The 20099-nt window shown below is 54.8% G+C and carries 13 protein-coding genes, 5 tRNA genes and 3 rRNA genes; 17 read left to right on the top strand and 4 right to left on the bottom strand.

Going from position 1 to position 20099, the window contains the following annotated elements; genetic code table 11:
- Positions 1 to 33: 33 nt before the first annotated feature.
- The 3 genes from pstA (at position 34) to GP473_RS01825 (ending at position 2563) form a co-directional block, all read left to right on the top strand.
- Positions 34 to 945, top strand: coding sequence for a phosphate ABC transporter permease PstA (gene pstA / locus GP473_RS01815; RefSeq protein ID WP_185769539.1), 912 nt, complete (start codon positions 34 to 36; stop codon positions 943 to 945).
- A 118-nt stretch (positions 946 to 1063) separates the two neighbouring features.
- Complete coding sequence (gene pstB, locus GP473_RS01820) at positions 1064 to 1840, top strand: phosphate ABC transporter ATP-binding protein PstB (protein WP_185769421.1); 777 nt, start codon at positions 1064 to 1066, stop codon at positions 1838 to 1840.
- A 192-nt stretch (positions 1841 to 2032) separates the two neighbouring features.
- Entirely contained in the window at positions 2033 to 2563 is a 531-nt protein-coding gene (locus GP473_RS01825) for a gluconokinase (protein ID WP_185769420.1), read from the top strand.
- Here the strand turns inward: GP473_RS01825 and phoU are convergent.
- Positions 2560 to 3297, bottom strand: coding sequence for a phosphate signaling complex protein PhoU (gene phoU / locus GP473_RS01830; RefSeq protein WP_185769419.1), 738 nt, complete (start codon positions 3295 to 3297; stop codon positions 2560 to 2562). The two genes, GP473_RS01825 and phoU, sit on opposite strands and share 4 nt — an antisense overlap.
- 229 nt (positions 3298 to 3526) lie before the next feature.
- The gene (gene dusB / locus GP473_RS01835; RefSeq protein WP_260619969.1) at positions 3527 to 4666 is read right to left on the bottom strand and encodes a tRNA dihydrouridine synthase DusB; all 1140 of its coding nucleotides are present in this window, start codon (positions 4664 to 4666) and stop codon (positions 3527 to 3529) included.
- Between the two features lie 457 nt (positions 4667 to 5123).
- Here dusB and scpC point away from each other — a divergent pair, with 457 nt between their 5' ends.
- From scpC to GP473_RS01870, 7 genes are all read left to right on the top strand, one after another.
- Positions 5124 to 6623, top strand: a complete 1500-nt coding sequence (gene scpC, locus GP473_RS01840) for a succinyl-CoA:acetate CoA-transferase ScpC (RefSeq protein WP_185769418.1) — start codon at positions 5124 to 5126, stop codon at positions 6621 to 6623.
- A gap of 116 nt (positions 6624 to 6739) precedes the next feature.
- Positions 6740 to 6812, top strand: a tRNA-Lys gene (locus GP473_RS01845).
- Between the two features lie 333 nt (positions 6813 to 7145).
- Positions 7146 to 7218, top strand: a tRNA-Glu gene (locus tag GP473_RS01850).
- Between the two features lies 1 nt (position 7219).
- Positions 7220 to 7293 (top strand) — tRNA-Asp (locus tag GP473_RS01855).
- Between the two features lie 154 nt (positions 7294 to 7447).
- Positions 7448 to 7521 (top strand) — tRNA-Asp (locus GP473_RS01860).
- A gap of 34 nt (positions 7522 to 7555) precedes the next feature.
- Positions 7556 to 7628: transfer RNA gene (locus tag GP473_RS01865), tRNA-Phe, on the top strand.
- A 340-nt stretch (positions 7629 to 7968) separates the two neighbouring features.
- Complete coding sequence (locus GP473_RS01870) at positions 7969 to 8247, top strand: GNAT family N-acetyltransferase (protein WP_185769417.1); 279 nt, start codon at positions 7969 to 7971, stop codon at positions 8245 to 8247.
- 25 nt (positions 8248 to 8272) lie between these two features.
- Here the strand turns inward: GP473_RS01870 and epsC are convergent, their stop codons facing one another.
- A complete protein-coding gene (gene epsC / locus GP473_RS01875; RefSeq protein WP_185769416.1) occupies positions 8273 to 8857 on the bottom strand; it encodes a serine O-acetyltransferase EpsC in 585 nt (194 codons plus the stop codon).
- Between the two features lie 134 nt (positions 8858 to 8991).
- The gene (gene cysK / locus GP473_RS01880; RefSeq protein WP_185769415.1) at positions 8992 to 9927 is read right to left on the bottom strand and encodes a cysteine synthase A; all 936 of its coding nucleotides are present in this window, start codon (positions 9925 to 9927) and stop codon (positions 8992 to 8994) included.
- Between the two features lie 455 nt (positions 9928 to 10382).
- Between cysK and GP473_RS01885 the strand changes: the two genes are divergently transcribed.
- The 7 genes from GP473_RS01885 (at position 10383) to rrf (ending at position 20094) form a co-directional block, all read left to right on the top strand.
- Positions 10383 to 11168 carry an enoyl-CoA hydratase-related protein gene (locus tag GP473_RS01885; protein WP_185769537.1) on the top strand — a complete coding sequence of 262 codons (786 nt, stop codon included), beginning with the start codon at positions 10383 to 10385 and terminating at the stop codon, positions 11166 to 11168.
- A 4-nt stretch (positions 11169 to 11172) separates the two neighbouring features.
- Complete coding sequence (locus tag GP473_RS01890; RefSeq protein WP_185769414.1) at positions 11173 to 11715, top strand: DUF2505 family protein; 543 nt, start codon at positions 11173 to 11175, stop codon at positions 11713 to 11715.
- 287 nt (positions 11716 to 12002) lie between these two features.
- Positions 12003 to 12851 carry an acetate metabolism transcriptional regulator RamA gene (gene ramA / locus GP473_RS01895; protein ID WP_185769413.1) on the top strand — a complete coding sequence of 283 codons (849 nt, stop codon included), beginning with the start codon at positions 12003 to 12005 and terminating at the stop codon, positions 12849 to 12851.
- Positions 12852 to 13065: 214 nt separating this feature from the next.
- On the top strand, positions 13066 to 14337 hold the full coding sequence (gene murA, locus GP473_RS01900) for a UDP-N-acetylglucosamine 1-carboxyvinyltransferase (RefSeq protein WP_185769412.1): 1272 nt from the start codon (positions 13066 to 13068) through the stop codon (positions 14335 to 14337).
- Between the two features lie 596 nt (positions 14338 to 14933).
- Positions 14934 to 16460 (top strand): 16S ribosomal RNA (locus GP473_RS01905).
- Between the two features lie 301 nt (positions 16461 to 16761).
- Positions 16762 to 19841: ribosomal RNA gene (locus tag GP473_RS01910) — 23S ribosomal RNA — on the top strand.
- Between the two features lie 135 nt (positions 19842 to 19976).
- A 5S ribosomal RNA gene (rrf, locus tag GP473_RS01915) occupies positions 19977 to 20094 on the top strand.
- The 16S, 23S and 5S rRNA genes sit together here, the layout of an rRNA operon.
- Positions 20095 to 20099: the final 5 nt, after the last annotated feature.

Consider the following 20099-nt stretch of genomic DNA (forward strand, 5'->3'; position numbering starts at 1 on the left):
ACCGACATGACTAATGCTGTCACGCAAGAAGATATGACTAATGCTGTAGCGCACAAAGACCAGCAGACGGACTCTCTGTTTACGACGATTTCCTCTTCACGCAAGTACAAGGATAAGGCTGCTCACGGCATTATCTACCTGGCGATGGCTGTCGCGGTAGCGCCACTGCTGTGGGTGCTGGTCACCGTAGTGATCAATGGGATCCCAAGCCTGTTGTCTGTACATTGGTGGGCTTTCGATATGGCGGGGCAGGCTAACAATGCCCCTGGTGGTGGCATTGTCCATGCCATCATTGGCACACTCGTGCAGGTATTGGTGACTTCGTTGATTTCTGTGCCAATCGGTGTGCTAACCGGGATCTATTTGGTGGAGTATGCTCGTGGAGGTTTCCTTGCCCGTATCACCACTTTTATGGTGGATATTCTCACGGGCGTTCCTTCTATCGTTGCTGCATTGTTCGTGTATGCCATGTGGATCACCATGTTCGGCTTCGACCGTTCTGGATTCGCAGTGTCTATCGCTCTGGTTTTGCTGATGGTTCCAATTATCGTTCGCAATACGGAGGAGATGCTGCGCATCGTTCCTATGGATTTGCGCGAAGCGTCGTATGCGCTGGGAGTGCCGAAATGGAAGACCATCTTGAAAATCGTGTTGCCCACCGCCTTATCTGGCATTGTGACGGGCGTGATGCTTGCCGTTGCCCGTGTGATGGGGGAGTCCGCTCCTGTGTTGATCCTGGTGGGGTCCACTTCAGCGATCAACTGGAACGTCTTCGATGGCAATCAAAATTCCCTGCCACTATTCATGCTGCAGATGTACCGCGCGGGTAGCAATCCGTTCGTGCTTGAGCGTATGTGGGGAGCGGCTTTGACCCTTGTGTTTTTGGTGGCTGCCTTGATGTTGGGAGCACGTTTTATTTCCAAGCGCTTCTCAGCCAAGGTCTAGTAACCCGCCATTCTTTGGCTCCATCGGCATCCCTTTGCCACCATCGCTATTCTATGCCGCCATCGGCATCCCTTTTACTGACCATCGACATCACCTCAACAAGGAAGAAAGAAAACTCATGGCTAAGCGCCTTGATCTCAACAACGTCGATATCTACTACGGTGATTTCCAGGCCGTACAGGACGTTAACCTGCGGATACCTCCGAAAGCGGTGACTGCATTTATCGGGCCATCTGGGTGTGGAAAATCTACAGTTCTACGCACTTTAAACCGGATGCACGAGGTTGTCCCCGGTGCTCGTGTGGAGGGAGAAATCCTTCTGGACGGTGAAAATATCTACGGCTCAAAGATCGATCCCGTTGCGGTGCGAAACACCATTGGCATGGTGTTTCAAAAAGCTAACCCGTTTCCCACCATGTCTATTGAAGAAAATGTCGTTGCTGGTTTGAAGCTGGCCGGAGAGAAGAACAAGAAAAAACTGCGGACTGTTGCTGAGAAAGCGCTTCGTGGCGCAAACCTGTGGGAGGAAGTGAAGGATCGCCTGGATAGGCCGGGTGGAGGTTTGTCAGGCGGTCAGCAGCAGCGTCTTTGCATCGCTCGAGCTATCGCAATGGAACCCGAGGTGCTGCTCATGGACGAACCATGTTCAGCATTAGATCCTATTTCCACTCTCGCGGTGGAAGACCTCATCCATGAGCTCAAGGAAAAGTTCACCATCGTCATCGTGACGCACAACATGCAGCAAGCGGCACGCGTATCTGATCAGACTGCTTTCTTCTCTTTGGAGGCTACGGGTCGGCCTGGCCAGTTGGTCGAGGTCGGCCCAACCGCCAAGATTTTTGAGAATCCAGATAAGAAGGAAACCGAGGACTATATCTCGGGGCGCTTTGGCTAGTCGTCTCTCAGGTGGGCATTGTTTTGGCTAGTTGTCTCTCAGGTGGGCATTGTTTTGGCTAGTCGCGCCTGATTGTGACATCGACGGCTTGTGTGTTGGGTCCGGGTTTTACATGGACACTGACAGAAACCTGCCTAGACTGGGAGATGATATTGGTCATTGAACTTTTTGCATCTCGGGGTGATTCGCCACATGTCTGCTCAGCCACTGCACATTGTCGTTATGGGAGTTAGCGGGAGTGGTAAGACTACGCTGGCGCGGCGCATTGCGGAGCAGACGGGGCGTCCCCTACTAGAGGCTGATGACCTACATCCGGAAGAGAGCATGGTGATCCTTCACGATGGCACAATGCCGGACGCAGAAGCCCGCATGGAATGGCTCGGTTCTGTGCGAGATTGGATGACTGCGCGGGCGCGGGAGGGAAAGTCCACTGTTGTGGCCTGTACCGCGTTGAAAAGGGTGCATCGTGAACGCCTCAATGAGGCGGAGGGAATAGTATTTTACGTGCACCTTTATGGTACGGAGGATGTGTTGGCGGATCGTATGGCTCGACGCATCGGTGAAGACATGCCACGAGAATTGTTGGATGCACAACTGTCGATGCTAGAGACTCTCAACCCAGACGAACGTGGCCTTCAACTGGATGTGTCCCGTACTCCGGAGCAATTAGCAGATGACGCCATGTCCGCCGCGAATTTCGCGGCGAAAGCTTATCAGTGCTAGTCCCAGATTTCGCTATATCTGCGAGAGATCTCATCGAACTGCGATTCCATCAGGCGCTGTTCCTCTTTAGTACGCTCTGATGCCTGATATTCCTCGGGATGCATACCAGTGGCCATGTACACAACGCGGGATGCGATGGAAACAGCGTGGTCGGAATAGCGCTCTAGATAACGAGACAGCAGGGTGAGATCCACTGCTGCGCGGGTGGGATATTTCCAGTCACGTTGGGTGGTGAGAGTAAACAGATGCCGGTGGAGATCGTCCATGGCGTCGTCATCTTCTGCTAATTTCAATGCTTGCGACACATCTGTGCTGATTAAGACGTCCTTGATGGTAGAGGCAGAGTTGATGGCTTGCTTGGACATCTCCTGGATGTAGGGGCGGATTTCTTCGGGAACTACGTGCTGGGGATGGCGGCGTCGCGCCAAATTTGCGACGTGGACCGCCAGGGCAGCCATGCGAGAAAGATCCTCCACGATGTAGATGCCGCTCACCACTTGCCGTAGGTCGCGAGCGACCGGCCCTTCTAGGGCGAGGAGTTCGAACGCAGCAGATTCACACTTGGAGCGAAAGTCCTCCATCGTGTCTATGCTATCCACGACGGTCTCGGCCTTCGCGAGATGAGCCTCCAGCAGGGCGCTGGATGCAGTTTGCATAGCGGTACGTACCAAATCACTCATGACCAGAAGATCATGAGTGAACTTGTTCATCTGCTCTCTATAGGCCCTTCGCATGAGGGCTAATTTTACTAGCTGGCGAACAACCCCGCCACGCGAACAGGGAGCTGATGGGGCTGGGAAGAAGAACTATTGACCGCATGATGCGGTGACTTTTAATTTTCGGAGGCGAGTGGACACTGAAGGCGGATGCTGAAGGTGGACACTGAAGGTGGATGCTGAAGGTGGGTGAACGTCGGAGGTGGATGGATGGGAGAGATGGGTGGACGCTACATATCAGTGGGCGCTAACCGCCGGAGTGCATAATATCCGCGCCTTCCGGTACGGCCTCGTCTTCGGGATCATCAAGCCACCCTTCTGGGAGCACTACCTTGGCTGGGGAACCTTGGCGGCCGCGAGCCCCATCAGAATCCTCGGCGAGTGCGTCAGAATCGAAAACTGGTGCGAGGGTGTCGTACAGCTCCTTGAGGCTGGATGTACGCGCCAACGCTCGACGCAACTCCCCACCCGCCGGAAACCCTCGCAAATACCAGGTCATGTGTTTACGTAGGTCACGGCAGGCTTTGGATTCACCGTCATGTTCGGCCAGTAGTTCGGCGTGGCGGAGGATGATGCGCGCAACTTCCCCGAAGGTTGGCTCTGCCGGGATTGGTAGGCCGCGTAGCTCGGCGGAGAGCTCGGCGAAGAGCCACGGGCGGCCAAGGCAACCACGTCCCACGACAACCCCGTCGCAGCCGGTCTGTTCCATCATGTCGCGGGCGTCGGTCGCCTTGAAGATATCGCCGTTGCCTAGGACGGGAACGCCGGTTGGAGCCATATGCTCAACCAAACGAGTGATTTCGTTCCAGTCGGCTCTGCCGGAATAGCGCTGTGCCGCGGTCCGCGCGTGAAGAGCGACAGCTTTAGCACCTTCCTGGGCTGCGATGTGGCCGGCGTCTAGGTGGGTGTGGTGGTCATCATCGATACCGACGCGGAACTTCACCGTTACGGGAATATCCGTGCCCTCGGTGGCTTTGACGGCGGCAGCCACAATATTGCCGAAAAGGCGACGTTTGTATGGCAGGGCAGAGCCTCCGCCGCGGCGAGTGACTTTAGGTACCGGGCAACCGAAGTTCATATCGATGTGATCTGCGAGGTTTTCGTCCACGATCATTTTCGCGGCCTCGTAGGTGTATTTCGGATCGGTGGTGTAGAGCTGCAGGCTGCGAGGATCTTCGTCGGGGGCAAACGTGGTCATGTGAAGGGTCTTTTCATTGCGCTCCACCAGAGCACGAGCCGTGACCATTTCGCAGACGTATAAACCCGCTACGCTGCCCATGCGTTCGCGTTCTTGCTCGCGGCATAGTGAGCGGAACGCCACGTTGGTCACGCCAGCCATTGGTGCCAGGACCACTGGACTGTCCAGTACTAGAGACCCGATTCGCAGCGTGGGTTCTGCGGAGCCGTGGGGCTGGGATGTAGTGGCGTCGGCGGAGGTAGGGACAGAAGAGATCGACGTCCCGGCAGGGGAGGAGGCAGAAGAATTCACAACGACTATCTTCACACTCCAACGGGGGTAAACCCAAGTGAGTGGTATGTGAGAAGGAGAACGCAGATTGTGCTGTGCGATTAACGCACCTGTATGTTCGCTCGCAAAAATCTCTGGGGTAGTTGCCACATAAACTACTGGGGTTCGGTACTCTGACAAGAGTAGGTATATGCCGATCTACCTGCAGGAATGCTGTTATATATTCATTGCAATCTACGTGTGATTGTGGAAAATTTTGGCATAAAATCCGCGCGCTACTCGTGGGCATTTCAGTGAATGACTAGTAATTGCAGAGCTCGGTGCCTCAGAGGGGCACAACCCCACTGGAGACAACACAAAAATTTTTGGAGGAAAGATGTCTGACCGCATCGCCAATGCACTACTGAAGGGCAAGGTCATGAGCGCCGAGGAGGCCGCTCAATTCATTAACAATGGTGACGGCGTGGGAATGTCCGGTTTCACTGGGGCCGCATACCCAAAGGCGCTGCCAACTGCCATTGCCAACCGTGCCAAGGAAGCACAGGCAAAGGGCGAGGAATTCAAGATCGACGTCTACACCGGCGCCTCCACTGCACCTGACTGCGATGGCGTGATGGCAGAAGCAGGTGCAGTGAATTACCGCATGCCATATCAGGGCGACCCTGTGCTGCGTAATGCCATCAACTCTGGCCAAGCAAAGTACCAGGACATTCATCTTTCACACTCCCCGCTGTACATCGAGTACGGCTATCTTCCAATTGATGTGGCGATTGTGGAAGCAACCCGCATTACCGAAGAGGGGCACCTGATCCCATCCTCGGGTGTGGGCAATAACGTGGAATACCTCGACCACGCGGACAAGATCATTATCGAGGTGAATTCCTGGCAGTCCCTGGATCTAGAGGGAATGCACGACATTTACCGCATTCAGCCTCTGCCGAATCGCACCCCCGTGCCTATCAACCAGCCAGGGGACCGCATTGGTAAGAACTACATTGACATTGACTTGAATAAGGTCGTGGCCGTAGTGGAGACCAACGCTCCGGACCGTAATGCCCCATTCAAAGCTCCGGATGAAACGTCCAAGCTGATCGCGGGGCATTTCCTGGACTTCTTGGAAGGTGAGGTAGCAGCTGGTCGCCTCACCTATGACGGCTACATCATGCAGTCCGGTGTGGGCAACGTCCCTAACGCTGTGATGGCTGGTCTGTTGGATTCTAAGTTTGAGAACATCCAGGCCTACACCGAGGTGATTCAGGACGGCATGCTGGATCTTATCGACGCCGGCAAGATGACCGTAGCCTCTTCCACCTCGTTCTCACTGTCCCCGGAAGCGGCAGAGAAGATGAACAATGAGGCTGAGCGCTACCGCAAGCACATCATTTTGCGCCCACAGCAGATTTCTAACCACCCAGAGGTAGTGCGCCGCGTAGGCCTGATTGCTACTAACGGCATGATAGAGGCTGACATTTACGGCAACGTGAACTCCACCCACATCGCCGGCTCGCGTGTGATGAATGGCATTGGTGGTTCTGGCGACTTCACCCGCAATGCCCTTGTATCTTCCTTCATCTCCCCATCTGAGGCGAAGGGTGGAGACATCTCTGCCATTGTTCCTTTTGCTTCTCACATTGACCATACGGAGCACGACGCCATGGTGATCATTACCGAGCGTGGTGTGGCGGATCTGCGCGGATTGGCTCCTCGCGATCGTGTGAAGAAGATGATCGACATTGCCCATCCTGACTACCAGCCACTCCTCGAGGAGTACGTGGAGGCTGCTAACAAGGGTAAGTACTTGGCTACGCCACACGACTTGTCCCAGGCATTCGCTTTCCACACCCGTTTCCTCGAGACAGGTTCTATGAAAAAGTAGGAGAAGGATTGGCTGGGAGCATCAGCGATAGGTGCTCCGACCACTGATAAACGCTATATGAGGGCCCTAGTTGCATCCTCGGAGGGGGGATGCGCTAGGATCTTTAACGTTGATACGGGCCTTTAGCTCAGTTGGTAGAGCTGCGGACTTTTAATCCGTAGGTCGTGGGTTCGAGCCCCACAGGGCCCACAACATGAAAGACCGCCACCTCATGGTGGCGGTCTTTTTATTTACCGCCTGCGCGATTCTGTGGTGGACTTTACGATAAACAGATGATGAACAGCCTGTGAGAGGCGATGCAACGTGAGGGGTCAAGTGTGAGGGGGTAACCGTGAGGGGATACGTGCGAGGTGAATTGATCTCGAGGGCGCGTGAGTACAAACTCGGTAATTGTGTGGTCAGTGGAGGTCCTAAGGCAGAGGGGTGGGGTGATTTTAGGTAGCTGACGAGTGGTTTTGGTGAATTTTAGGGTAGTCGTTTATGCTAATGGAGCTGCTGAAGAAGCGATCTTTCTTTAGCAGGGCTCCCATCGTCTAGAGGCCTAGGACTCCGCCCTTTCACGGCGGCAACACGGGTTCGAATCCCGTTGGGAGTACGGCCCTGTGGCGCAGTTGGTTAGCGCGCCGCCCTGTCACGGCGGAGGTCGCGGGTTCAAGTCCCGTCAGGGTCGCCCTTTAAGCTGGGGGAACGGTATGTTCCCCCAGCTTTTTCCTTTCCGTGTGGGGATCAAGCAAGATTGAGCAGGCGATTTGTGCCATTCTATAAGGGCTGTGTAAAGTATCGCTCGTGCACAACGGCGCCGCGAGTATGAGGCGTGTGTGCGTGGCCCTGTGGCGCAGTTGGTTAGCGCGCCGCCCTGTCACGGCGGAGGTCGCGGGTTCAAGTCCCGTCAGGGTCGCATCGACGTTACACCTCAGGGTGTGTCGCGTCGAGGCCAGATAGCTCAGTCGGTAGAGCGTTCGCCTGAAAAGTGAAAGGTCGCCGGTTCGATCCCGGCTCTGGCCACACACAATCCCCAATCCCTATAAGGATTGGGGATTCTTCATATTCACGATTCGTGGCGGGTGTTTGACACGCATTACGCAGACAATCATTGCGATGGGCATGCGATGGTAGATAAAGCCCGAATGGATCGCGGTTGTGAGCATGCTCTTTGTTGACCATTCCAGTTGTTGACCTTTCCAGTTGAAAGTCCCCGACATCGAGCACCAGCGTTTGACTAGATTCGGCTTTTCACATTCCACCATGCACGGTGTGACATGTAGGTTCGGAAAGTAGATGCGCTGCGCACAAAGTAGTCGTTGCGCACTGCGTGAAAGCATACATCTAGAAAAGGACGGGAAATATGGCACACACTGTGATTCGGAAGGCTAGCCGGTACGTCATCGACGTAGATGGAGCTGAGGCTGGTTATGCGGAGTTTGTGGACCGGCGCGACGGCGTGCGAGATTTCAACCATACCGTTGTTGACCCAGCGTTTCGGGGACAGGGGCTGTCAAAGCCGCTCATTTCAGCGGCGCTGGAAGCTACTCGTGCGGAAGGAAAGAAGGTCATCCCGACCTGTTCGGCGGTTCAGGCTTTTATTGAGAAGAACCCCGAGTACAGGGATCTGATCGAGGGCTAGTCTTTTGGCTGGGTGGGGTAGTGGCTTAGATATTGTTCTGCATGTCGTCTACGTATTTCACGGCGTCTACTAAAGGTGTGTTTTGGTCAGCTTTGCGCTCGCGAATCTTGGCAGGGATGCCAGTCAGGATGGAATGCGGTGGCGCGTCCTTGGTAACCACGGCATTGGCGCCGATAGCGGAGCCTTCACCGATGGTGATAGGACCGAGAACCTTTGCTCCGGCACCGACCATCACGCCATTGCCGATAGTTGGGTGACGTTTGCGTTGCACTAGTTCCGAACCGCCTAATGTCACACCGTGGTAGAGCATGACATCATCGCCGATTTCCGCGGTTTCACCAATGACAACTCCCATCCCGTGGTCGATGAAGAAACGTCGTCCGATAGTGGCTCCCGGGTGAATTTCAATACCCGTGAGTGCCCTTGTGAATTGGCTCAGGACACGGGCTGGACCACGGAGGCCCTTGTTCCATAGCGTGTGGGATACACGGTGTGCCCAGATGGCATGCAGTCCGGAATAGACGATGGCATTTTCCAGGTCTCCGCGCGCAGCTGGGTCGTGCTGGCGGGCGTTTTCCAAGTCTTCCTTGATACGGCCCAAAATGCTCACGAAATAACCTCTTTCGAGCGGTGCATTGAACTAGTGCATAAAGCTGTGGTGGATAAACTACAGCGGACGTTCATTACGTGGAAAGTAATGAACGTCCAGCCTATCGAAGTTTTGCGCTAAGTGGGGTGCGCTAATTAATCGCGTAGATCGTCGAACAAGATGGTGGAAACGTAACGCTCGCCGAAGTCGGGCACGATGACCACGATGTTCTTACCCTCGTTTTCAGGCTTCTTTGCTTCCTCCACAGCTGCCCAGACGTTAGCTCCGGAAGAAATTCCAGCGAGGATTCCTTCCTTAACTGCGAGTTCGCGAGCCACGCGGATGGAGTCTTCCAGCGGAGCATCGAGCACTCGGTCCAGGACGTCCCTCTCTAGGTTCTCTGGATAGAAATTGGTTCCTAGCCCTTGAATTTTGTGCGGGCCGAACCGTCCTTCGGTAAGCAGCGGAGAGTCAGCTGGCTCTACACCTACGACTTCCACACTGGAGGACTGTTCCTTCAGGTACTTACCGGCGCCGGAGACGGTACCGCCGGTTCCTACACCGGCGATGAAGATGTCTACTGTGCCGTCGGTGTCGTTCCAGATCTCTGGGCCAGTGGTCTCGTAGTGAATAGCGGGGTTCGCTGGGTTGGAGAATTGGCGAGCCAAGATGGCGTTGTCAGTATTTTCGACGATCTCGTTGGCTTTGTCTACGGCTCCCTGCATGCCTGCTGTCCCTGGGGTGAGGACGAGTTCGGCTCCGAGGGCTCGGAGCATGACGCGACGCTCGGTGGACATGGTTTCTGGCATGGTAAGGATCACTTTGTAGCCGCGGGCAGCACCGACCATGGCCAGGGCGATTCCGGTGTTGCCGGACGTTGCCTCGACAATGGATCCGCCAGGCTTGAGGGATCCATCTTTTTCTGCTGCGTCAATGATGGCCTTACCAATGCGATCTTTCACGGAGTTGCCCGGATTAGATGCCTCAAGTTTCGCGATGACTGTGGCTCCGAGGCCTTCGGTGAGTTTGTCGAGTTTAACAAGAGGGGTGTCGCCGATTAGTTCGGTGAGGTTGTTGTAAATCTTAGCCATGGAGTGGCACGTCCCTTCAAATCTATACAGACAGTTCGGTCTATTTCTTTTGCTGCAGGCCACTGTACGCCAAGAAAATTGATTAGTCCACACTTTCCGACGTACTTCCCTGAGCCTCTCAGCGTGGAATTCGGCCACAGGGGTTCGTTTTATTATTCGATGCCACTAATGATGGCTCGAGGTGGCGTCGGTCAGAAAAGGGGTCAAAAAAGGGAAGGTCGGCCAGAAAAGCGAAGGACCCAATAGGACGCAGCAGAAGGAGGGCGCCGGAGTCAAAACGGACGTGACAGCCAGGCACAGGATTGAACGGACGGGACGACTAAACGGGAGGATTGCATGGACGTGACGACTAGGCGGAGGAAGAAGAAATTAAGAAGGAGATGGAGTGGAGGAAAACGATCAAGAGGGGGAGGAGAGCGGGGAAAACAATGACAACGGAGGGGGCACGGGGGACAATGGCACCTATGAGCAATTTTGAAACCATCCAGACCGAGGTCGACGGTAACGTCGCCACCATCACTATCGATCGCCCACAAGCACTGAACGCGCTGAACAGCACGGTGCTGGAAGAAGTCGTCGCGGCGGCCGCGGAGTACGATGCCGATCCAAAAATCGGAGCTATCGTACTGACCGGCGGCGAAAAGGCCTTTGCGGCCGGCGCCGACATTAAGGAAATGCAAGAAAAGACCTACCCTGCGATTCGCATGGAACGCATGTTTGAACAGTGGGAGCGTTTGGCAGAGCTCGATACCCCGCTCATCACCGCGGTATCTGGCTTTGCGCTCGGTGGAGGCTGCGAAGTGGCGATGCTTGGAGATATTCTCCTGGCCTCGGAGACCGCGAAATTTGGTCAGCCAGAGATTAACCTGGGCGTCATACCTGGCATGGGAGGTACGCAGCGCTTAACGCGCGCGGTCGGCAAGTACAAGGCTATGGATCTGATTCTCACCGGACGCATGATGGACGCCGAAGAAGCGGAGCGTTCAGGTTTGGTCTCCCGTGTACTACCCGCGGAAAACTTCCAGGAAGAGGTGGCGAAGATTGCCCAGACTGTTGCGTCCAAGTCTCAGGTCGCAACGGCCGCTGCGACTGCGATGGTCGACGCAGCATACGAAACAACGCTTTCACAAGGTGTTGCTACTGAACGCGATACCTTCTGGGCGCTGTTTGCTACCGAGGATCAGAAGGAAGGTATGAAGGCCTTCGTAGAGAAGCGTCAGCCGGAATGGAAGAACCGCTAGACATATGGCCAAGAAGAAGAGGTTCGTCCTCTACACGGAGCTGCCAGTCGAAAAACTCTACGAAGTATTGAGTTCGGAGACATATCTCATTACCAAAGAAGAGATGGAGCGGCCGGAGCAGGCGAACATCACGGACACGTCCTATGAGCGACGCGATGATGGCGTCACTGCTGCACGTGTGCGCATGGAGTCACTGTTGGACGCTCCAGGCAAGGAGCCTGAGGATTCCTCCGTTGATGAGCCTCGCAGGATGGTCATTGAGCAGACCACTCACGTGCAACCCATGGGAAGTGACAAAAGCGGGCAGGGCTTCAGCTTTGCCACGGTTATGCCGTTGCCAGGAAATATCGGCGCTATGTTTACCGACATGGAAATGACCCCGGGGAAGAATGGGACGGGCACCGATATGAGTGTAGAAGTGCGCGTCGACGTCCACGTTCCGGCATTGCGGATCCGGCTTTCTCAGCAACTGTTGGGAAATTCAGAGGAAACTGTCAGCAAGGGCATCAGGAGAGCCGAGCGTCTCGCGCAGAGTCACTTGCAGTAAGTGAAATCCCAACTTTTTGGGAAAAAAGAAAAGAAGCACGTCAGAGACCATTTATATGGGTCCTGACGTGTGTCTGTGAGAGGTTTTCCCATCTTTTTAGACGGGGGATATTTGGGGGTATTGAGGGGGTGTTCTATACTCACCTCAGACATGTCACCCAGACGTGGCCATCCCCCAAGTTGGTGCCCTAGCTATCGGGTACTACCAAGCCGGGATCCCCGGCGCTTGAGCGGGGTGGTGTGAATATGTTCGGCTTCAGCCGGAGAACCTGAAAAGGGAGTGAGTCCGTGGACCAGCAGCGCCATCGGGATGACGACGATGCTATTTTTTCAGCGCTGAATTCGTTGAAGAATGCCACTGGTATTCCAGCAACGATGTATGGAGCAGTGTTCCCAGATGGGAAGCTGAGGATTACGAAATGGGTAGGACTTCGAACCCCTGCTCTTCATGGTCTTGAGGTGCCGCCAGGCTCCGGTGTGGGCGGCCGGGTCATTGCCACTCGCCGGCCGGTGGGGGTTTCCGATTATACCCGTGCCAAGTCCATCTCTCACGAATTTGACCGGCACATTCGCGATGAAGGTATGCACTCCATCGTGGCTGTTCCGGTTATTGTGAATCGTGAGATGAAGGGTGTGCTGTATGCGGGTGTTCATTCTCGTGCTCGCATGGGAGACAAAGTACTTGAAGAAGTGACGATGACCGCCCGCTGTTTGGAACAAGAGCTGGCTGTCAACGAGGCCATGCGTCGCGCCGACAATGCACGCACTCCAGCTGGTGCTGGTAAGCAGGTGCGCTCCATGTCTGGCGCTGAATGGGAACAGGTTCGCGCCACGCATTCGAAACTCCGTATGCTCGCTAACCGCGTCAACGACGAGGCTCTGCGTCGAGACCTCGAAGTGCTTTGTGACCAGATGGTTTCCCCAGTCCGAGTGAAGCAAACCACAAAACTCTCAGCTCGCGAATTGGATGTTTTGGCTTGCGTAGCGCTGGGGCATACCAATGTTGAAGCCGCGGCAGAAATGGGTATTGGTGCAGAAACCGTCAAGAGTTACCTGCGCTCCGTGATGCGCAAACTTGGTGCCCACACACGTTATGAGGCCGTTAATGCTGCTCGACGTATTGGGGCATTGCCCTGATTTCGCCACGGATACCGGTTCTCCCTTTTTCTTTCCCCAGTGTGTGATCCCGGTGGTAGCGCCGGGAGAGCGAGCCGGAAAGTTCGGACGTGGAGTAATCAAATCAAAATAAGACGGACGGGTAACACGAATAGTACGAGGGCGCATAGATATCGGAATCTATGCGCCCGTCGCATTAGTGAATCTATGTTCCAGTCTGGTTAGGGTGGTGGATGTGAACGACAGTTTTCTTGTACACGGAGGAACGCGCCTGCAAGGTGCGGTGAAAGTAACTGGCGCGAAGAACAGCGTGCTCAAGCTGATGTCAGCAGCACTTCTGGCCCCGGGCGTAACTACATTGACGAACTGCCCGGAGATAGCAGACGTGCCTTATATGGCAGACGTTCTCCGTGGCTTGGGCTGTGATGTCGAGCTAGATGGCGATACCGTACGCATTAATACCCCCGAGCGAGTCGAATACAACGCAGACTTTGATGCTGTTCGTCAGTTTCGCGCTTCCGTCGCAGTGCTGGGCCCGTTGACCGCCAGGTGTCACAATGCGCGCGTTGCCCTTCCTGGTGGCGACGCCATTGGGTCCCGTCCTCTCGATATGCACCAAAGCGGACTGGAAAAGATGGGAGCCACGACCCGGATTGAGCATGGCTGCGTCGTCGCAGAGGCGGAGGCGTTGCACGGTGCCAATATTCATCTAGATTTCCCCTCTGTAGGTGCTACAGAAAACATTCTGACAGCTGCCGTATTAGCGGAGGGTACAACCGTCCTGGACAACGCTGCACGCGAACCTGAGATCGTGGATCTTTGTAATTTTCTCAATGAGATGGGCGCGCGGGTAAGTGGTGCGGGATCTAACACCATCACTGTTGAGGGAGTTGAGCGATTGTCTCCCGTCGAACACGAGGTTGTGGGAGACCGAATTGTCGCCGGCACGTGGGCCTATGCTGCTGCGATAACCCAAGGGGATATCACGGTAGGAGGCATTGATCCCGCTCATTTGCACCTCGTGCTAGCCAAATTGAAGCTGGCAGGCGCAGAGGTGGAGACATACCCCACGGGATTCCGGGTTGTGCAGAACTCCAAACCAACCGCAGTGGATTACCAAACGTTGCCGTACCCAGGGTTCCCAACCGATTTACAACCGCTGGCCATCGCGTTATGCGCGGTCAGTGATGGAATGTCGGTGATCACCGAAAATATTTTTGAGTCACGTTTCCGCTTCGTGGATGAGATGATGCGACTTGGTGTCGACGCGTCTATTGATGGCCATCATGTAGTGATTCGCGGAGGTCGAGCACTGTCTTCGGCTCCCGTGTGGAGTTCTGATATCCGGGCTGGTGCGGGGTTGGTCCTCGCTGGATTAGTTGCTGATGGCATCACCGAAGTACACGACGTGTATCACGTGGATCGTGGATATCCTGATTTTGATACACAACTGAATTCTCTAGGTGCGCATATTGAGCGAGTGGGGCGCGAGAAGGAGAAAAACTGAGGGGCACGTACTACCGAGGGGCGGGGATGAAAGAGGGCAGGGAAGAGAGAAAACGAACGATAAAACTTGGCTTTAACGTTTGGTGAAAATGTGGTGTGAGCTGGTGATTTGTCAAGGTGTGGGGTGGTGTGTAAATTAGTTCAGGTCGCAGCGAGCGCTGGTGGTTGTTGTGCTGGTGGTTGTTGTGTGCGATTGTTGTTTGAGAACTCAATAGTGTGATGAACCAAGTTTTTGGATTCCACAGTGCCGCCTGGTGTTTTCTGGGTGGTATCACGGTTTGTGCCATGCGTGGCTGATCCGCTTTTTTGGAAGTGTTCATTGTCTTTGTCATGCAACGGGATGGTGAGTGTGTCGGTTGCGGTTTGTTTGGTGTGCACCCGGTCTGCTGTAGCGAGCAGATTGTTGTTGTGTGGAAACGTGATGTGATGATTCTTTGTTCACCGGTGGTGGTGGGCGAGGGGTTGTTGTCTACTGTGGCTGGTTGTGGGAGACCCCGCCCCGTGGGGTTGGTGATCATGGCCAGGTTTTTGTTTTTTGTCAGTAGTTTTTATTTTTTTGCCAGTTTTTGGCTCTTTGTATTGTAGTGCCGAATGGCTTTTATGGAGAGTTTGATCCTGGCTCAGGACGAACGCTGGCGGCGTGCTTAACACATGCAAGTCGAACGGAAAGGCCTCTAGCTTGCTAGGGGTACTCGAGTGGCGAACGGGTGAGTAACACGTGGGTGATCTGCCCTGCACTTCGGGATAAGCCTGGGAAACTGGGTCTAATACCGGATAGGACTGTTCTTTAGTGTGAATGGTGGAAAGTTTTTTCGGTGTAGGATGAGCCCGCGGCCTATCAGCTTGTTGGTGGGGTAATGGCCTACCAAGGCGACGACGGGTAGCCGGCCTGAGAGGGTGTACGGCCACATTGGGACTGAGACACGGCCCAGACTCCTACGGGAGGCAGCAGTGGGGAATATTGCACAATGGGCGCAAGCCTGATGCAGCGACGCCGCGTGAGGGATGACGGCCTTCGGGTTGTAAACCTCTTTCGCTAGGGAAGAAGCCTGTTGGGTGACGGTACCTGGATAAGAAGCACCGGCTAACTACGTGCCAGCAGCCGCGGTAATACGTAGGGTGCGAGCGTTGTCCGGAATTACTGGGCGTAAAGAGCTCGTAGGTGGTTTGTCGCGTCGCTTGTGAAAACCCGGGGCTTAACTCCGGGCCTGCAGGCGATACGGGCATAACTAGAGTGCTGTAGGGGAGACTGGAATTCCTGGTGTAGCGGTGAAATGCGCAGATATCAGGAGGAACACCGATGGCGAAGGCAGGTCTCTGGGCAGTAACTGACGCTGAGGAGCGAAAGCATGGGTAGCGAACAGGATTAGATACCCTGGTAGTCCATGCCGTAAACGGTGGGCGCTAGGTGTGGGGATTTTTCTACGATTTCCGTGCCGTAGCTAACGCATTAAGCGCCCCGCCTGGGGAGTACGGCCGCAAGGCTAAAACTCAAAGGAATTGACGGGGGCCCGCACAAGCGGCGGAGCATGTGGATTAATTCGATGCAACGCGAAGAACCTTACCTGGGCTTGACATACACCAGATCGCTGCAGAGATGTAGTTTCCCTTGTGGTTGGTGTACAGGTGGTGCATGGTTGTCGTCAGCTCGTGTCGTGAGATGTTGGGTTAAGTCCCGCAACGAGCGCAACCCTTGTCTTGTGTTGCCAGCACGTCGTGGTGGGGACTCGCGAGAGACTGCCGGGGTTAACTCGGAGGAAGGTGGGGATGACGTCAAATCATCATGCCCCTTATGTCCAGGGCTTCACACATGCTACAATGGTCGGTACAGAGGGTCGCGATACCGTGAGGTGGAGCTAATCCCTGAAAGTCGGCCTCAGTTCGGATTGGAGTCTGCAACTCGACTCCATGAAGTCGGAGTCGCTAGTAATCGCAGATCAGCAACGCTGCGGTGAATACGTTCCCGGGCCTTGTACACACCGCCCGTCACGTCATGAAAGTTGGTAACACCCGAAGCCAGTGGCCTAACCTTTGTGGAGGGAGCTGTCGAAGGTGGGACTGGCGATTGGGACGAAGTCGTAACAAGGTAGCCGTACCGGAAGGTGCGGCTGGATCACCTCCTTTCTATGGAGTTTTTATTGTTTTTGTCGGGGTAGTTTGTGCACTGGATGTGTGTGGTGGTGGCTGCTTTGTGTGAGTGGTTGTGGGATTCGTTGGTTTGTCATGTCTGTTGGGTGTCTGGGGCAATGGTTGTGTTGTTCCTGTGAATGTGTGCTGCTGTGTGCGTGTGTGCGTGTGTGGTGGTGCGTGTTGTGTTGTGTGAGAACTGTATAGTGGACGCGAGTATCTTCTTTTTGCATTTGTTTTGTAAGTTCATCGTCGGTGGCTGATGGTCTGTTGTGGCTGTTGGTTGCTGTTGTTGCTTTAGTAATTGTTGTAAGGGCACACGGTGGATGCCTTGGCATAGTGAGCCGATGAAGGACGTGTAAGGCTGCGTTAAGCCTCGGGGAGTTGCCAATAGAGCGTTGATCCGAGGATGTCCGAATGGGGAAACCCGGCCGTGGTTATGTGCGGTCACCTGCCACTGAATTCATAGGTGGTGTGGAGGGAACGCGGGGAAGTGAAACATCTCAGTACCCGTAGGAGAAGAAAATAATAATGATTCTGCTAGTAGTGGCGAACGAACGTGGATTTTTGGCTAAACCATATGCGTGTGATACCTGGCAGGGGTTGCGTGTGTGGGGTTGTGGGGTCTTGATGTGCGGTGCTGCCATGCCGTGCCTTGCGCATGTGTGTTAGCGGAAGTGGTTTGGAATGGCCTGCCGTAGACGGTGAGAGTCCGGTACGTGAAAGCATGTGTGTGTGGGGTTGTTGAGTGTCCCCGAGTAGCAGCGGGCTCGTGGAATCTGCTGTGAATCTGCCGGGACCACCCGGTAAGCCTGAATACTCGACTGTGACCGATAGCGGAGTAGTACCGTGAGGGAATGGTGAAAAGTACCCCGGGAGGGGAGTGAAATAGTACCTGAAACCGTGTGCTTACAATCCGTCAGAGCCTTGTTTGTGGGGTGATGGCGTGCCTTTTGAAGAATGAGCCTGCGAGTCAGCGGCATGTCGCGAGGTTAACCCGTTGTGTGGGGTAGTCGTAGCGAAAGCGAATACTAATTGAGTGTGTTGTGTAGTGGCATGTCCTGGACCCGAAGCGGGGTGATCTACCCATGGCCAGTGTGAAGCAGAGGTAAGACTCTGTGGAGGCGCGAACCCACTTAGGTTGAAAACTGAGGGGATGAGTTGTGGGTAGGGGTGAAAGGCCAATCAAACTCCGTGATAGCTGGTTCTCCCCGAAATGCATTTAGGTGCAGCGTCGTGTGTTTCTTGCCGGAGGTAGAGCTACTGGTTGGTTTAGCGGGACTATCATCTTAGCGACATCAGCCAAACTCCGAATGCCGGTAAGTGAGAGCGCGGCAGTGAGACTGCGGGGGATAAGCTTCGTAGTCGAGAGGGAAACAGCCCAGATCGCCGGTTAAGGCCCCTAAGAGTGTACTAAGTGGAAAAGGATGTGGGATCGCGAAGACAGCCAGGAGGTTGGCTTAGAAGCAGCCATCCTTGAAAGAGTGCGTAATAGCTCACTGGTCGAGTGGTTCTGCGCCGACAATGTAGTGGGGCTCAAGTACACCGCCGAAGCCGCGGCATTCAGTGTTGTGCTGGATGGGTAGGGGAGCGTCGTGTGGCCGTTGAAGGTGCGGGGTGACCTAGTGCTGGAGGCTATGCGAGTGAGAATGCAGGCATGAGTAGCGAATGATGAGTGAGAAACTCATCCGCCGGATGACTAAGGGTTCCTGGGTCAAGCTAATCTTCCCAGGGTGAGTCGGGACCTAAGGCGAGGCCGACAGGCGTAGTCGATGGATAACGGGTTGATATTCCCGTACCCGTGTGTGTGCGACCAATGGTGAATCAGTGATACTAACCACCCAAATGTTTGTGTGCGGCTTTTTTGAAGTTGTGTATGAGCGGCTGCGTGGGACCTGAGCTGGTAGTAGCCAAGCGATGGGGTGACGCAGGAAGGTAGCCAAGCCACTTATTGGATTGTGGTGTAAGCGTGTGGCCCGTGGACAGTGGTAAATCCGGTCCTGTGTGGGTGAGGCGTGATGCGTACCCGTTGTGGGGATGTTGGTGATCCTATGCTGTCGAGAAAAGCCTCTAGTGAGTGCATATTCGGCCCGTACCCGAAACCGACACAGGTGGTCAGGTAGAGAATACTAAGGCGATCGGGTGAACTGTGGTTAAGGAACTCGGCAAAATGCCCCCGTAACTTCGGGAGAAGGGGGACCACTGCTGGTGACAGACTGGTTGAGCTGGTGGTGGTCGCAGAGAGTAGAGGGAAGCGACTGTTTACTAAAAACACAGGTCCGTGCGAAGACGTTGAAGTCGATGTATACGGACTGACGCCTGCCCGGTGCTGGAAGGTTAAGAGGACCTGTTAGATCTTTGTGGTCGAAGCGGAGAATTTAAGCCCCAGTAAACGGCGGTGGTAACTATAACCATCCTAAGGTAGCGAAATTCCTTGTCGGGTAAGTTCCGACCTGCACGAATGGCGTAACGACTTCTCTGCTGTCTCAACCACAGGCCCGGCGAAATTGCAGTACGAGTAAAGATGCTCGTTACGCGCGGCAGGACGAAAAGACCCCGGGACCTTCACTATAGCTTGGTATTGGTGTTTGGTTCGGTTTGTGTAGGATAGGTGGGAGACTGTGAAGTGGCCACGCCAGTGGTTGTGGAGTCGTTGTTGAAATACCACTCTGATCGTATTGAGCATCTCAACCTCGGCCCGTGATCCGGGTTAGGGACAGTGCCTGGTGGGTAGTTTAACTGGGGCGGTTGCCTCCCAAAGAGTAACGGAGGCGCCCAAAGGTTCCCTCAGCCTGGTTGGCAATCAGGTGGTGAGTGTAAGTGCACAAGGGAGCTTGACTGTGAGACTGACAGGTCGAGCAGGGACGAAAGTCGGGACTAGTGATCCGGCACCGGCTTGTGGAAGCGGTGTCGCTCAACGGATAAAAGGTACCCCGGGGATAACAGGCTGATCTTCCCCAAGAGTCCATATCGACGGGATGGTTTGGCACCTCGATGTCGGCTCGTCGCATCCTGGGGCTGGAGTAGGTCCCAAGGGTTGGGCTGTTCGCCCATTAAAGCGGCACGCGAGCTGGGTTTAGAACGTCGTGAGACAGTTCGGTCTCTATCCGCCGTGCGCGTTGAAACTTGAGAAAGGCTGACCCTAGTACGAGAGGACCGGGTTGGACATACCTCTGGTGGGCCAGTTGTCACGCCCGTGGCATGGCTGGTTGGCTACGTATGGGAGGGATAACCGCTGAAAGCATCTAAGCGGGAAGCCTGTTTCGAGATGAGGTTTCGTTTGAGGTTCCCTAGAGATGATGGGGTTGATAGGCCGGATCTGGAAGCGCTGTGAGGTGTGGAGGTGACCGGTACTAATTGGCCGAGATGGTTGTTAAAGCTTGTGTGGTGGGCTTGCTTGTGTGTGGGGATGTTCGCGTTCGTTGTGCAGTGTCTGGGACAGCACCTGCACTGGCTGTGTTGGCTGCCGTTGTGGTGGTTGGTGTGGTTGGGTGTGTGTTCTTTGTTGTGTGTGTCGGTGGTTGTTAGCGGCGGGGTCACGCCCGGTCCCTTTCCGAACCCGGAAGCTAAGCCTGTCTGCGCCGATGGTACTGCACCTGGGAGGGTGTGGGAGAGTAGGTCACCGCCGGCCTAAAA

This window comes from Corynebacterium anserum (assembly GCF_014262665.1).
Classification (GTDB): domain Bacteria; phylum Actinomycetota; class Actinomycetes; order Mycobacteriales; family Mycobacteriaceae; genus Corynebacterium; species Corynebacterium anserum.

Bases quoted from the DNA above. Each gene is read 5' to 3' on its own strand.
- scpC (WP_185769418.1), top strand. From the start codon at position 5,124: ATGTCTGACCGCATCGCCAATGCACTACTGAAGGGCAAGGTCATGAGC.
- GP473_RS01825 (WP_185769420.1), top strand. From the start codon at position 2,033: ATGTCTGCTCAGCCACTGCACATTGTCGTTATGGGAGTTAGCGGGAGT.
- pstA (WP_185769539.1), top strand. From the start codon at position 34: ATGACTAATGCTGTAGCGCACAAAGACCAGCAGACGGACTCTCTGTTT.
- GP473_RS01890 (WP_185769414.1), top strand. From the start codon at position 11,173: ATGGCCAAGAAGAAGAGGTTCGTCCTCTACACGGAGCTGCCAGTCGAA.
- pstB (WP_185769421.1), top strand. From the start codon at position 1,064: ATGGCTAAGCGCCTTGATCTCAACAACGTCGATATCTACTACGGTGAT.
- GP473_RS01885 (WP_185769537.1), top strand. From the start codon at position 10,383: ATGGCACCTATGAGCAATTTTGAAACCATCCAGACCGAGGTCGACGGT.
- cysK (WP_185769415.1), bottom strand. From the start codon at position 9,927: ATGGCTAAGATTTACAACAACCTCACCGAACTAATCGGCGACACCCCT.
- GP473_RS01870 (WP_185769417.1), top strand. From the start codon at position 7,969: ATGGCACACACTGTGATTCGGAAGGCTAGCCGGTACGTCATCGACGTA.
- phoU (WP_185769419.1), bottom strand. From the start codon at position 3,297: ATGCGAAGGGCCTATAGAGAGCAGATGAACAAGTTCACTCATGATCTT.